Raw genomic sequence first — 13,615 nt, forward strand, 5'->3', positions numbered from 1 at the left:
TTGGATTGAGAGTCACTCCAGCCAGTAGATACCTTGTTTTTAGCAGTTCCGTTTTTTAGCAATAGATGCGGACATCGAGTGTGGAAATCGAGCGTGGGTAAGGCAACCGAGCAAAATGATAAGCTGAATCGCGCCGTTATCGTGTCGGTGGTTCTGCACATCATATTGATTGCCCTGTTGATTTGGGGCTCTCTGACGCAGAAGACTGAAATGGGCGGCGGCGGTGCTGGCGGCGAAGTTATTGACGCTGTCATGGTCGATCCGGGCGCAGTAACAGAACAGTATAACCGTCAGCAGCAACAGCAGACTGACGCTAAACGCGCAGAACAACAGCGCCAGAAAAAAGCCGATCAGCAAGCAGAAGAATTGCAGCAAAAGCAGGCTGCTGAGCAACAACGGCTGAAAGAATTGGAAAAAGAGCGTCTGCAAGCGCAAGAAGATGCCAAGCAGGCGGCTGAAGAACAGAAAAAACAAGCCGCTGAGCAGCAAAAAGAGGCCGCTGAGCAAAAGAAAGTTGCTGCTGCCGCTGCTGCAAAAGCGAAAGAAGAGCAGAAACAGGCAGAGGCCGCAGCCGCACAAGCAAAAGCAGAAGCTGATAAAATCGTGAAAGCACAAGCTGACGCGCAGAAAAAAGCAGAAGCCGAAGCTAAAAAAGAGGCGGCTGTAGCAGCAGCAGCGAAGAAACAAGCTGATGCTGAGGCGAAGAAAGCGGCTGATGCTGCGGAGAAAGCAGCAACTGCCGCCGCTGAGAAGAAAGCTGCGGCTGATGCTGAGAAAAAAGCGGCCGCAGAGGCTAAAAAAACCGCTGCTGCTGATGCCAAGAAAAAAGCGGCCGCAGAAGCGGCGGCAACAACCGATGTTGATGATTTATTTGGTGGTTTAGCTAACTCCAAAAATGCACCGAAAAGTGGGGCCGGCGCGGGCGCTGCTGCTGCGGGTAAAGGTGGTGGCAAGAAGAGCGGGGCATCAGCGGGTGATGTCAGCGGCTATTTGGGCCAGATCACTGCCGCGATCCAGAGTAAATTTTATGATGCAGATCTTTACAAAGGCCGTACCTGTGATCTGCGAATTAAATTAGCACCAGATGGTCTATTAATTGATGTTAAAGCAGAAGGGGGTGACCCGGCACTGTGCCAGGCTGCTATCGCTGCTGCAAAACAAGCGAAGATTCCTAAGCCTCCAAGCTCGGATGTTTATGAAGTGTTTAAGAATGCTCCGCTTGTATTTAAACCTCAATAAGGGTTGATTAACAGGGGTATAACTTTGTTGATCAACCGTGGATTATGTAGTTTTGTTTGCGTTGGTTTGTTAAAATTCTGCTAATTATCGCGGGCATCCCGCTCGGATAAGGGAGATAAGATGAAGCAGGCATTTCGAGTTGCGCTAGGCTTTTTAGTTTTGTGGGCTTCTGTGTTACATGCAGAAGTTCGAATTGAGATTACCCAAGGGGTAGACTCTGCTCGTCCAATTGGTGTTGTTCCGTTTAAATGGATGGGGCCGGGTACACCACCTGAAGAGATCGGTGCTATTGTTGGCGCAGATTTACGTAACAGTGGCAAATTTAACCCAATTGATGCGGCTCGCATGCCACAACAGCCTTCAACTGCGGCAGAAGTAACGCCAGCAGCCTGGACTGCGTTGGGTATTGATGCTGTTGTTGTTGGTCAGGTTCAACCGAGTGCTGATGGTAGCTATGTGGTTTCTTACCAGTTAGTCGATACTTCTGGTGCAGCCGGTAGCGTTTTAGCGCAAAATCAGTATAAAGTAACTAAACAATGGTTACGTTATTCAGCGCATACTGCCAGTGATGAAGTATTTGAAAAGCTGACAGGGATCAAAGGTGCTTTCCGTACCCGTATTGCTTATGTTGTGCAAACCAACGGCGGCAAATTCCCACACGAATTGCGGGTTTCTGATTACGACGGCTACAACCAGTTTGTCGTTCACCGTTCGCCACAACCTTTGATGTCACCAGCCTGGTCTTCAGATGGTAGCAAAATTGCTTATGTCACTTTCGAGAGTGGTAAGTCAGCACTGGTTATTCAGACGCTGGCTAATGGTGCAATCAGACAAGTGGCTTCATTCCCTCGTCATAACGGTGCGCCTTCTTTCTCACCGGACGGGACTAAATTGGCTTTCGCGTTATCTAAAAGCGGTAGTTTGAACTTGTATGTTATGGACTTAGGATCTGGTCAAATCAGCCAGGTTACTGATGGCCGTAGCAATAACACTGAACCAAGCTGGTTCCCGGATAGCCAGAATCTGGCCTATACCTCGGATCAGGGCGGTCGTCCACAAGTGTATAAAGTGAATATTAATGGTGGTGCACCACAGCGAATCACGTGGGAAGGTTCTCAGAACCAGAACGCAGATGTGAGTCCTGATGGTAAGTTCCTGGCATTGGTTAGTTCTAATGGTGGGGCACAACACATCGCCAAACAGGATCTAGAAACGGGAGCCGTTCAAGTATTAACGGACACGTTCCTGGATGAAACGCCTAGTATCGCGCCTAACGGCACCATGGTTATCTATAGCTCGACACAAGGGCTGGGAGCTGTGTTACAGCTGGTCTCGACTGATGGGCGTTTCAAAGCGCGTCTTCCGGCAACTGATGGACAGGTCAAATTTCCTGCCTGGTCGCCGTATCTGTGATGCATGTGTAAATACGTATGTATGGCAAACTATAAAAGGATCAAAGAGATGCAACTGAACAAAGTGCTAAAAGGGCTAATGTTGGCTTTGCCAGTTCTGGCAATCGCTGCGTGTAGTTCTAACAAAAGCGCAAATAATGACCAATCTGGCATGGGCGCTGGCACTGGTACAGAAAATGGCAGCAACTTGTCTTCAGAAGAGCAAGCTCGTCTTCAGATGCAAGAACTGCAAAAGAACAATATCGTTTACTTCGGTTTCGATAAATACGATATCGGTTCTGACTTCGCTCAAATGCTGGATGCACATGCTGCATTCCTGCGTAGCAACCCATCTTACAAAGTTGTTGTTGAAGGCCACGCGGATGAACGCGGTACGCCAGAATACAACATCGCGTTGGGCGAGCGTCGTGCAAATGCTGTGAAAATGTATCTGCAAGGTAAAGGCGTTTCGGCTGACCAGATCTCTATCGTTTCTTACGGTAAAGAGAAACCAGCAGTACTGGGCCATGACGAAGCAGCGTTCGCTAAAAACCGTCGTGCAGTTCTGGTTTACTAAGAGAATCGCATGAACAGTAACTTCAGACGTCACTTAGTGGGTCTGTCGTTACTGGTTGGCGTAGCGGTCCCATGGGCCGCTACTGCCCAAGCGCCAATCAGTAATGTCGGCTCCGGCTCGGTAGAAGATCGGGTCACTCAACTTGAGCGTATTTCCAACGCTCACAGCCAACTATTAACTCAACTTCAGCAACAGCTATCCGATTCGCAACGCGATGTAGATAGTTTACGCGGTCAGATCCAAGAAAATCAGTACCAGCTCAATCAAATTGTTGAGCGGCAAAAACAGATCTACCAGCAGATGGAGAGTCTGAGCGGTGGTCAGGGGGCGCAGGGTTCAGCTTCTGCGGCTACTGGTGCTGCGACAGATAATTCTGCGGCTGGAAGTTCCGATACTGCTGCCGCAGGCGCAGCGGCTGCTACAGCGGCACCTGCAGCAAGTACTGGTGATGAAAACAGCGATTATAATGCAGCCGTTTCTTTGGCTCTTGAGAAAAAGCAATTTGATCAAGCGATCACTGCTTTCCAAGGTTTTGTGAAACAGTATCCAAAATCGACTTACCAGCCTAATGCCAACTATTGGTTAGGGCAGTTGTATTACAACAAAGGTAAGAAAGACGACGCTGCATATTATTATGCTGTTGTAGTAAAAAATTATCCAAAGTCTCCAAAAAGTTCAGAAGCGATGTTTAAAGTTGGGGTGATCATGCAGGATAAAGGCCAAAGCGATAAAGCGAAGGCGGTTTATCAACAAGTGATCAAGCAATATCCTAATACTGATGCTGCTAAACAGGCACAGAAACGTTTATCTGCTCTTTAGCCATTTTCGAGTCCAGGAATTGGTCATATTGACTAATTTCTGGACTTTGGCGAGTGAAGAACAAGCAGTTAAACGCTTCAACAGAAATTTAAGTTGCACTGTGAAGAGAAATTAGTAATATATGCCGCCGTTGCCAAGACAACTTGTAAAACGTTAAAGCAGCAGGAAATTATAGTAAGCAGCACACATAATGGGTCGTTAGCTCAGTTGGTAGAGCAGTTGACTTTTAATCAGTTGGTTAAAGGTTCGAGCCGAGCGAAGCGAGACAGCAACGCGTTAGCGTTGACCTGAAGGGCGAGTCCGCAGGACGAGTAATCCCGCACGACAGGCACTGAATTGTTATTAGCAGCATACATAATGGGTCGTTAGCTCAGTTGGTAGAGCAGTTGACTTTTAATCAATTGGTCGCAGGTTCGAATCCCGCACGACCCACCATTATGCAGAGTTATCAGGGTATCAAATCGTAGGGATGAGAACCGTAAAGGTTCGAGCCGAGCGAAGCGAGACAGCAACGCGTAGCGTTGACCCGAAGGGCGAGTCCGCAGGACAAGTAATCCCGCACGACCCACCACTATGTTAAGCAGTACCGCATTACAGCGGGTCGTTAGCTCAGTTGGTAGAGCAGTTGACTTTTAATCAATTGGTCGCAGGTTCGAATCCCGCACGACCCACCATTCTCCCCGCACGCCGGTTTGAATGTACGAAGTTGAAATCAGCGCAAAGATTTTTCTTCCTGTTTTGTCTAAAAAGTACCCGAAGTGCGAGTAATCCCGCACGACAGGCGCTGAATTGTCATTAGCAGCATACATAATGGGTCGTTAGCTCAGTTGGTAGAGCAGTTGACTTTTAATCAATTGGTCGCAGGTTCGAATCCCGCACGACCCACCATTATGTCAAGCAATCCCGCACGATAGGCACTGAATTGTCACTAGCAGTACACATAATGGGTCGTTAGCTCAGTTGGTAGAGCAGTTGACTTTTAATCAGTTGGTTAAAGGTTCGAGCCGAGCGAAGCGAGACAGCAACGCGTTAGCGTTGACCCGAAGGGCGAGTCCGCAGGACGAGTAATCCCGTACGACAGGCACTGAATTGCCATCAGCAGTACACATAATGGGTCGTTAGCTCAGTTGGTAGAGCAGTTGACTTTTAATCAATTGGTCGCAGGTTCGAATCCCGCACGACCCACCATTATGTCAAGTAATCCCGCACAACCCACCATTATCTTCCAGTTGTCATCATCTCCTCCCGATTTATCTCCCTAGTGTTCTTATCGATTTCCTTTCCATCCTGAATATAACCCCTATAATCCTCTAATATCCTTTCGACGACTCACTTTCCCATCTCATTTTTAACTCCATTAAACATTTTCACCATTATCAGACAATTTTGGGCGACTTTTAGCTGGATATTGGGTATTTTGTTTAGGATAAAAAACAAATCAAGTCTTACTAGCAGCCAGCAACGTTTGCTGACCCTGGAATAACTGGCAACAGAGATGTGAGCGATGAGTGAAACTTTTGATGTGAATGCGGCTATTTATCCATTTCCTCCACGGCCTGTCCTTTTGGATGAAGAGGAAAAAGCCTTTTACCGTGAGAAGATCAAAACACTGCTGAAGCAGCGCGATGCGGTGTTAGTCGCTCACTATTATACTGATCCCGAAATCCAAGCTTTAGCCGAAGAAACCGGCGGTTGCGTCGCCGATTCCCTTGAAATGGCACGATTTGGTAATAACCATCCGGCATCGACATTACTGGTCGCCGGCGTGCGTTTCATGGGAGAGACGGCCAAAATCTTGAACCCTGAGAAGCAAGTGTTGATGCCAACCCTGAATGCAGAGTGTTCGCTGGATTTAGGCTGCCCGGCGGATGAATTTGCCGCATTTTGTGATAGTCATCCAGACCGCACCGTGGTGGTGTATGCCAATACCTCTGCGGCGGTTAAAGCCCGAGCTGATTGGGTAGTGACCTCCAGTATTGCGGTTGAGCTTATTGAGCATCTCGATAGCCTGGGTGAGAAAATTATCTGGGCGCCGGATCGCCACTTGGGCAATTATGTGCAGAAGAAGAGTGGGGCCGATGTATTGTGCTGGCAGGGGGCCTGTATCGTCCATGACGAGTTTAAAACCCAGGCGCTGGCTCGCATGAAAGTACTGCATCCTGATGCTGCGGTGTTAGTTCACCCGGAATCACCTCAGGCAGTGGTTGATATGGCTGATGCTGTCGGCTCGACTAGCCAACTGATTCAGGCTGCAAAAACGTTGCCACAGCAAAAACTTATTGTGGCGACTGACCGTGGCATTTTTTACAAAATGCAGCAGGCGTGCCCAGATAAAGAATTATTCGAAGCCCCGACGGCGGGTGAAGGTGCGACGTGCAGAACATGCGCTCACTGTCCGTGGATGGCAATGAATGGTCTCAGAGCGATTGCTGAGGGGCTGGAGCAGGGAGGTGTAATGCATGAGATACATGTCGATGAAGAATTGCGTCAGCAGGCGCTGATACCGCTGAATCGGATGTTGGATTTTGCCAACCAGTTGAAGTTACAGGTCAAAGGCAATGCCTGAGTCGTAAATGACACCAATTGACCTCAATACTTATTATTTCTCCCCAATAAAAGGATTGCCAGATGGATTTCCTCAGTACAAGCAATATATTGGTGCATATTCCGCTGGGTGCGGGGGGGGATGACCTTTCATGGATAGAGGCGATTGGTACCCTGTTTGGGTTACTCTGTATTTGGTTTGCCAGCAAAGAGAAGATAATTAACTATTTGTTTGGCCTGATTAACGTGACGTTATTTGCGGTAATTTTTTTCCAGATTCAGCTCTATGCCAGCCTGCTGTTACAGCTGTTCTTCTTCGTCGCCAATATCTATGGCTGGTATGCCTGGAGTAAGCAAACGCCTGACAATCAAGCTGAATTGAAAATTCGCTGGTTATCATTGCCGAAAGCATTGATTTGGGGCGCAGTGTGCGTGGTTGGTATCACTTTAATGACCTTGCATATTGATACTGTTTTTGCCGGGTTGACCCGTGCCGCAGTGGTGGTGATGCAGCGTTTGGGCGCTAATGTGCAAATGCCTGAACTGCAACCTGATGCATTCCCATTCTGGGATTCCACCATGATGGTGTTATCAATTGTGGCGATGATCCTGATGACACGCAAATATGTTGAGAACTGGCTGATTTGGGTGGTGATTGATGTCATCAGTGTAGCGATTTTCGCCTATCAGGGGGTTTATGCGATGGCTCTGGAATACGTGATACTGACACTGATTGCCCTGAATGGCTCTTGGTTGTGGATGAAGAGCGCGGCAAGAAATCATTCACGCCCGTTATCAACGCAGAGTCACTAGCGGCTAAGTCAGGCCACTGTTTTATCGGGCTTATCTCCGTTGAAACAGTGGCCTTTTGCCCTCAGTGAGGGTGGTAATGGTGCGCGTCGTTACTGGCGGTCTGATTGATACCACAATCGGGTGCGGCGCAATGCTGATATTCCATTTGAATGGTGGCATGCCCAATATTGTAGTGATGCAGTAAATGGTGCTGGATACGATGCAATAATTCATCGTTATCCCTCGGAGGGATCACTTGCACATGCAGCGTCATTAGTCGTTTTTCGCCAACTTGCCATAAGTGAACATGATGAACGTCCCTCACTTCATATATGCTGGCGCATAAGTCTTTGCGCAATTTGGTGATATCAATCTCTTGCGGCGCGCCCTCTAACAGTTCGTGAAAACTCTCTTTCAGCAGCCGCCAGGCGCTGCGGAGCACCAACACTGAGACCAATACCGACAATATCGGATCAATAGGTGTCCAGCCGGTAGTCAGAATGACCACGGCAGCCACTATCGCCCCAACGGAACCTAATAGATCTCCCAGCACATGTAAGGCTGCGGCGCGCACATTGATATTCTTTTCTTCCTCGCCACGATGCAGTATCCAGAAGCAGAAAATATTTGCACATAATCCGGCGATGGCGATGAATAACATCGGCATCCCCATCACTTCGTGGGGAGAAAAGAAACGCCGTACCGCTTCCCAGACTATCAATACCACAATCAACAATAATGCCGCCGCGTTGACGAACGCTGCCAGTGTGGTCAGGCGCAAATAACCAAAGGTATGGCGAGAGTCAGGTTTCCGCTGAGAGAAATGAACTGCCATCAATGCGATAAATAATGCGGCCGAGTCTGTCAGCATATGTCCGGCATCCGCCAATAATGCCAGCGAACCCGATAGCCAGCCACCAATGGCCTCCACCACCATAAACAGAGTGGTAACCACAAAAGCTATCAGTAGGCGTTTGCTGTTGCTGTCTTGGGGGAAAAATGAAGATACAGCCATAGTTATCCTTGGACCATAAGATGTGTGCACAGAACTGCCGGTTTATGTTAGCTCTGACAGGGTTTGATTCAAACCTTTAATCAACTGTGCTAATAGATTCTGCAGTTTAGTATAGGCCGCAGGAGCGATTTTGCCTTGCTGGCATTGGCTAATTAACTGCTGGCATAATGCGGCACCTGCGGCATTTTGCAATATCAGAAAACTGCCCTTAATACGGTGTAATACCTGTGCACGGGCCGCTAGCGGCTGTGGTACCAGTGCAAGTTGTTGGCGGTCATGCACCATGGAATCAAGCAGCGTCACCACTAATTTGCGCACCATTTTTGGGTCCTGATTACCCAATCGTAATAGTATTTCCCGCAGGTTATCGTAAACCGGTTGCTCTGTGGACATAACGGTTTGTATGCGTAATACCCGCTCAATATCACTGAGTGTCACCGGTTTGGTCAGCCAATGGTCGATAACGATATTCCCAGGCCGGATACGGGTAAACTCTTGTACATCGGCCGAGCAAAGGATGATTTTTACCGCTTTAGACTGAGATGGGCGCTCTTGTCGGCGAATGATTCGCGCCAGGGTAAAACCATCCAGAGTGGGCATATTGTAATCGACAAACAGCACATCGAACGGTTGCTGAAAATGAGCGTGTAATAGCTGGCGGGCATTATCAAACAGCTCGGATTCAATACCAAAATGCCTGAGCTGTTGTTGCATCAACAGGAGGTTACTCGGGTGGTCATCAACCATCGCAACACGAAGAGGATACAGGCATAACGTGTCCGTAATTTCTGTTGCGGGCCTCAGGATTGACGGCGATACCGTCTCCATGGCAAGCAATAATTTGATGGTGACCACGGTGCCTTTATTCAGCTCTGAGGCCAGGCTGATAGTGCCATTCATTCGGTCAATAAGCTCTTTGCAGATCGATAAACCCAAACCACTGCCTGGGATCATCAGATTGTTGCTGGTCTCAACCCGATAAAAGGGCTGGAACAGGTGGGGTATTTCCGCAGCGGCTATTCCGCAACCACTGTCCTCCACCTGCAATATCAACTCTCCTTGCCCTTCGTGCTGCGGTTGCCACGCCATTCGAACATTAATTTCGCCTTGGCGGGTAAACTTAATGGCATTGTTAATTAGATTGTTCATGACCTGAAGTAAGCGACCGCCATCAAGCAGAACTGTTTCAGGTAAGTTATCACTGTAACTGACATTTAAGGTTATCGGCCGCATACCCAACAGCGGTTGATAAACCGCGCGAATATGATTAATCCAAGGAATCAATGCAGTAGGTTGTGGTAAAAGCTGTAACGAGCCAATTTCTAACTTGGCATAATCTTGTAGGTCATTGAGTAGGCTTAATAACGATGATGCTGAGCTGTAAATAACGGGCAAATTACCCTGCGCGGTCGTGTTTTTTTTAAGCTCCAGTTCCAACAAACCAAGGATGGCATTCATTGGTGTTCGTAGCTCATGGCTGATAGTTGCCAGAAATTTACTTTTCATCTGATTAGCGGTTTCGGCTTGCAGGCGCGCCTGTTCCAAGACTTCTCGCTCACGTCGCTCTTTGCGCCGCTGAATAAAACGGCGGACCATCACCACCAAGAGCAGTATCAACAGCCCGCCAAGGGCGCTAAACAACCAGGTGGCAGGGGGCATCATGCGATTTTCATTTACCGCATCAATAATATTGCGAGGATCGGATACCCATTCATCACGCAGTGATTGCAGGGTGGCGGGGGGGATTTGTAGCAAGTTTTTATTGAGAATCGACAGCAGTAACGGCGAGTGTTGCGCGACGCCAAAGGCCAGTGGATAAGCAATGTTATCTGCCGCAAATGCCAGTTTGATGACCCCGGAATAGCGGGAAAGAACCATAAAATTGGCGGAGATGACATTATCAATCAGCCCGTCCAACTGCCCATTAGCCAGTGCATCATACATTGCCTTACGGTTAGCAAAGACAGTGGCCAAGGTCTGGGGGGGGATCAGTTGCTGACCTAAATCCCCTTCCACCACACCGAGACGCTTGCCAGATAGATCTCCCCACGTTGAGACATTATGAGTGAACGCGTTGCTATACACCCCCCACAAGGCACGGTGAATTGGCATCGAGCTGTCATATTGCGCTTTGAAACCACCGGCTAGCGGCAGTAAAGCCCGCATCATGGCCTTATTTTGTTGCACCAGTTGATCGGCCAACCGTGGGTTACTGCTCCAGACCGGCGAAAATTGCAGGCCAGTATTTTGTGCAATGGTATTGAGAATATCGACAATATAGCCGCGTGGTTGTTTATCGCGGCCACGATAAGTAAAGGGATAGTCATCATTGATGGCGGCGTAATACACCACGGGATGGGCCTTAACCCATTCTTGCTCCATGCGGGTAAGATCAGCATTACCGGTATCGAGATAGCTGGGGATTTTTTTACTCCAGCGGCCCTGAATGGTATTAAGAACGTCCATAGGGACGTTGCTGATAACGTGATCAAGCGTCTCTATCAATGCCGGATTGGTTGCCGCAAACACCAAAGAGAGACTGCCGGGCTTTATATCATTCTCAACCTGATAAATTTGCCCCAGTTGCAGTTGATCAATAATAAAGCTGGCACTGGTTTCATCAGCAATAAAGTAGTCATTAAGGCCGTTTAATAAGGAGTAAATGGCTTGCAGATTATTATCAAACAGCTGGTTATACGGGGTTTTATTCTGAATTTCATCGACCAACTGCATACCGGCCATTTTACTAATAGCAATGCGCGCATCAGCCGAGTTTAACATTACCTGACGGCTATTTTGGCGGCTACGTAACACCAGTAACTTACTGATATAATAAGGTTTTGATATATATAGGTTGGGATTTAATGCGCTGCGAGGTAAACCAAACAGTAGGTCGATATCACCTTGTTTTAATGCCTGATTCAGGGTTGTGGCGTCGGAGAAGCCTATCACCTCCACATTGGCCCCGGTTGCTTGCTTAATATAGTTAAGGTAATCGGCATTCAGACCGTACAGGTCACCATCGACAATAATATTATACGGGCTCACATTGTCGTTGAGGATGCCAACCCGCAAAGTGGCATTACGCCATGGATTATTAGGTGTGATAAACGGTGTGCTGGCCGGTATGTTCAAGCTGCTAACTAAATTGTAGTGCAAAGTAGAGGTCGCTTGTGCGGGTAGCAGCAGGCAGAATTGGACAATGAATAGCAATACTAACCCGCATTTTCTCATGGTTGTAGCTCGTTAAATACGGCAATTAATGCCAGTAAATTTGCTGCACCGGTTTTATTGAGAATATTTTTCTTATGTGTGCTGACAGTTTTATTGCTGATATTCAGTAACTCAGCAATATGTAAATTAGAATGGCCTTTACTGAGTAATCCCAATATTTGCAGCTCTTTCTGGGTTAAATGGTATTTTTCATCGTTAGGTGTGCCGCTATCCAGCGTACTGGCGGGGAATACTCGTTGGCCGGCAATAACGGCATCAATGGCTTGCAATAGGTTATCCATCGGCTGCCCTTTATGCATAAACCCCTGTGCCCCAGCGGAATAAGCCATTTTGGCATAAACTTCCTCTTCCTGGGCGGTGTAAATCATGATGGACTGCTGTGGATAGTGGCGGCGGATTTTGCGTAAAAACTGCAAACCGTCAAGCTGTGGCAAACTGATATCCAAAATTAACAGATCAAAGTGATATTCCGCCAATAAGGCCAAAGCCTGCTGGTCATCAGCAGCGCAATACAGATGATAACGTGGTGTCGCGCGCATCAGTGCGGCTTCAAGGGCAACATGCACCACAGGGTGATCATCAACTAACAGTAACCTAGGCATAAACCGTATTAACCTTTAGGGATAAGAGGGGGGTGATAACCGAGTATGACTCTTATTAATGATTTTATAACAAATAACAATCCAGATAAAAATTGATGGCTTCATTCAATAAGTTGATACCTAATCGAGTAAACCGCATTATTGCTGTTTATCTGCACAGAACACCAAATGTAATAAAGTAGATTTACAGCGTTCAATTCACCAGCTAGATTGGTTCAACTAGATTGGTACCGATAGACGTTGTGCGATGACCGTCACAAGACTTAATGGAAGAACTATGAATTACCTGAATGATGACCTACGGATTAATGAAATTAAGGAACTCCTGCCCCCTGTTGCTTTGTTAGAGAAGTTTCCAGCCAGTGAGAACGCAGCAGAAACGGTATCCAAGACCCGCACAGCTATTCATAACATCCTGCGAGCCCAAGACGACCGTTTGTTGGTTGTCATCGGTCCATGCTCTATTCATGATACCCAAGCGGCCAAAGAGTATGCGGCCCGTTTGCTAACCTTGCGTGAAGAACTGCAAGGCGAGCTTGAAGTGGTGATGCGGGTTTATTTTGAAAAACCGCGTACCACGGTGGGTTGGAAAGGTCTGATTAACGATCCGCATATGGACGCTAGCTACGACATCAATGACGGTCTGCGTATCGCGCGTAAGTTATTGTTAGATATCAACGAGAGCGGGCTGCCAGCCGCGGGTGAGTTTTTGGATATGATAACCCCGCAGTATTTGGCTGACCTGATGAGCTGGGGTGCCATCGGCGCCCGTACCACTGAATCTCAGGTTCACCGTGAGCTGGCTTCAGGTCTTTCTTGCCCGGTTGGATTTAAAAATGGCACAGATGGCACTATCAAGGTCGCTATCGATGCCATTAATGCGGCCAGTGCGCCGCACTGCTTCCTGTCAGTGACCAAATGGGGTCATTCAGCGATTGTAAATACCGCCGGTAACGACGATTGTCATATTATTCTGCGTGGTGGCAAAGAGCCAAACTACAGCAGTGCTCATGTTGCTGCGGTTAAAGAAGGGCTGAGTAAAGCGGGCCTGGAACCACAGATCATGATTGATTTCAGCCATGCTAATAGTAGCAAGCAATTTAAAAAGCAGATGGATGTCAGTAAAGATGTCTGCAACCAGATTGCTCATGGTGAAAAATCGATTATGGGCGTGATGATTGAAAGCCATTTGGTGGAAGGCAATCAGAATCTGGAAAGTGGCGAACCACTGACTTACGGCAAAAGTGTCACCGATGCGTGTATCGGCTGGGAAGACACCGAAACGGTATTACGTGAGTTAGCAGATGCCGTGAAAGCGCGCCGCCAATAATAGCGAGCAGGCAAATAAAAACCCCCGGCATTGATCATGTTCGGGGGTTTTTTAATGGTGCTAATCAGGGAT

General features: G+C 47.8%; 10 protein-coding genes, 4 tRNA genes and 3 other RNA genes. 14 read left to right on the forward strand and 3 right to left on the reverse strand.

Annotated elements, in window-relative coordinates:
* Positions 1 to 93: 93 nt before the first annotated feature.
* The 13 genes from tolA (at position 94) to pnuC (ending at position 7,383) form a co-directional block, all read left to right on the forward strand.
* Positions 94 to 1,239 carry a cell envelope integrity protein TolA gene (tolA, locus tag Q2T71_RS05445; protein ID WP_372558365.1) on the forward strand — a complete coding sequence of 382 codons (1,146 nt, stop codon included), beginning with the start codon at positions 94 to 96 and terminating at the stop codon, positions 1,237 to 1,239.
* A 120-nt stretch (positions 1,240 to 1,359) separates the two neighbouring features.
* Positions 1,360 to 2,652: a Tol-Pal system beta propeller repeat protein TolB gene (gene tolB / locus Q2T71_RS05450; protein WP_372558366.1), complete on the forward strand. Its 1,293-nt coding sequence runs from the start codon at positions 1,360 to 1,362 to the stop codon at positions 2,650 to 2,652.
* 48 nt (positions 2,653 to 2,700) lie between these two features.
* Entirely contained in the window at positions 2,701 to 3,207 is a 507-nt protein-coding gene (gene pal, locus Q2T71_RS05455; protein ID WP_004393299.1) for a peptidoglycan-associated lipoprotein Pal, read from the forward strand.
* A 9-nt stretch (positions 3,208 to 3,216) separates the two neighbouring features.
* Positions 3,217 to 4,026 carry a cell division protein CpoB gene (gene cpoB, locus Q2T71_RS05460; RefSeq protein WP_032907063.1) on the forward strand — a complete coding sequence of 270 codons (810 nt, stop codon included), beginning with the start codon at positions 3,217 to 3,219 and terminating at the stop codon, positions 4,024 to 4,026.
* A gap of 199 nt (positions 4,027 to 4,225) precedes the next feature.
* A non-coding RNA gene (locus Q2T71_RS05465) (RtT sRNA) lies at positions 4,226 to 4,358 on the forward strand.
* A 27-nt stretch (positions 4,359 to 4,385) separates the two neighbouring features.
* Positions 4,386 to 4,461: transfer RNA gene (locus tag Q2T71_RS05470), tRNA-Lys, on the forward strand.
* A gap of 14 nt (positions 4,462 to 4,475) precedes the next feature.
* A non-coding RNA gene (locus tag Q2T71_RS05475) (RtT sRNA) lies at positions 4,476 to 4,597 on the forward strand.
* A 27-nt stretch (positions 4,598 to 4,624) separates the two neighbouring features.
* Positions 4,625 to 4,700: transfer RNA gene (locus Q2T71_RS05480), tRNA-Lys, on the forward strand.
* A 138-nt stretch (positions 4,701 to 4,838) separates the two neighbouring features.
* Positions 4,839 to 4,914, forward strand: a tRNA-Lys gene (locus Q2T71_RS05485).
* 64 nt (positions 4,915 to 4,978) lie between these two features.
* Positions 4,979 to 5,111, forward strand: a non-coding RNA gene (locus Q2T71_RS05490) — RtT sRNA.
* 27 nt (positions 5,112 to 5,138) lie between these two features.
* A tRNA-Lys gene (locus Q2T71_RS05495) sits at positions 5,139 to 5,214 on the forward strand.
* A 316-nt stretch (positions 5,215 to 5,530) separates the two neighbouring features.
* The gene (nadA, locus tag Q2T71_RS05500; protein WP_083159576.1) at positions 5,531 to 6,592 is read left to right on the forward strand and encodes a quinolinate synthase NadA; all 1,062 of its coding nucleotides are present in this window, start codon (positions 5,531 to 5,533) and stop codon (positions 6,590 to 6,592) included.
* Between the two features lie 62 nt (positions 6,593 to 6,654).
* Positions 6,655 to 7,383, forward strand: a complete 729-nt coding sequence (pnuC, locus tag Q2T71_RS05505) for a nicotinamide riboside transporter PnuC (RefSeq protein WP_372558367.1) — start codon at positions 6,655 to 6,657, stop codon at positions 7,381 to 7,383.
* 61 nt (positions 7,384 to 7,444) lie between these two features.
* Here pnuC and zitB read toward each other — a convergent pair whose 3' ends face one another.
* The 3 genes from zitB to Q2T71_RS05520 are packed head-to-tail and all read right to left on the reverse strand — an operon-like array spanning position 7,445 to position 12,213.
* Positions 7,445 to 8,377, reverse strand: a complete 933-nt coding sequence (gene zitB / locus Q2T71_RS05510; RefSeq protein WP_083159572.1) for a CDF family zinc transporter ZitB — start codon at positions 8,375 to 8,377, stop codon at positions 7,445 to 7,447.
* A gap of 42 nt (positions 8,378 to 8,419) precedes the next feature.
* Positions 8,420 to 11,611, reverse strand: a complete 3,192-nt coding sequence (locus Q2T71_RS05515; RefSeq protein WP_372558368.1) for an ATP-binding protein — start codon at positions 11,609 to 11,611, stop codon at positions 8,420 to 8,422.
* Positions 11,608 to 12,213 (reverse strand): response regulator, encoded by a 606-nt coding sequence (locus Q2T71_RS05520; protein WP_372558369.1) that lies wholly within the window; start codon positions 12,211 to 12,213, stop codon positions 11,608 to 11,610. Before Q2T71_RS05520 ends, Q2T71_RS05515 begins: the two co-directional genes overlap by 4 nt.
* A 277-nt stretch (positions 12,214 to 12,490) precedes the next feature.
* Between Q2T71_RS05520 and aroG the strand changes: the two genes are divergently transcribed.
* The gene (gene aroG / locus Q2T71_RS05525; protein ID WP_083159568.1) at positions 12,491 to 13,543 is read left to right on the forward strand and encodes a 3-deoxy-7-phosphoheptulonate synthase AroG; all 1,053 of its coding nucleotides are present in this window, start codon (positions 12,491 to 12,493) and stop codon (positions 13,541 to 13,543) included.
* Positions 13,544 to 13,615 lie beyond the last annotated feature (72 nt).

The organism is Yersinia sp. 1652 StPb PI, assembly GCF_041538345.1.
Lineage (GTDB): Bacteria > Pseudomonadota > Gammaproteobacteria > Enterobacterales > Enterobacteriaceae > Yersinia > Yersinia enterocolitica_E.

Coding starts and splice junctions, on each gene's coding strand:
- tolB (WP_372558366.1), top strand. CDS start 1,360: ATGAAGCAGGCATTTCGAGTTGCGCTAGGCTTTTTAGTTTTGTGGGCT.
- pal (WP_004393299.1), top strand. CDS start 2,701: ATGCAACTGAACAAAGTGCTAAAAGGGCTAATGTTGGCTTTGCCAGTT.
- cpoB (WP_032907063.1), top strand. CDS start 3,217: ATGAACAGTAACTTCAGACGTCACTTAGTGGGTCTGTCGTTACTGGTT.
- nadA (WP_083159576.1), top strand. CDS start 5,531: ATGAGTGAAACTTTTGATGTGAATGCGGCTATTTATCCATTTCCTCCA.
- pnuC (WP_372558367.1), top strand. CDS start 6,655: ATGGATTTCCTCAGTACAAGCAATATATTGGTGCATATTCCGCTGGGT.
- zitB (WP_083159572.1), bottom strand. CDS start 8,377: ATGGCTGTATCTTCATTTTTCCCCCAAGACAGCAACAGCAAACGCCTA.
- Q2T71_RS05515 (WP_372558368.1), bottom strand. CDS start 11,611: ATGAGAAAATGCGGGTTAGTATTGCTATTCATTGTCCAATTCTGCCTG.
- Q2T71_RS05520 (WP_372558369.1), bottom strand. CDS start 12,213: ATGCCTAGGTTACTGTTAGTTGATGATCACCCTGTGGTGCATGTTGCC.
- aroG (WP_083159568.1), top strand. CDS start 12,491: ATGAATTACCTGAATGATGACCTACGGATTAATGAAATTAAGGAACTC.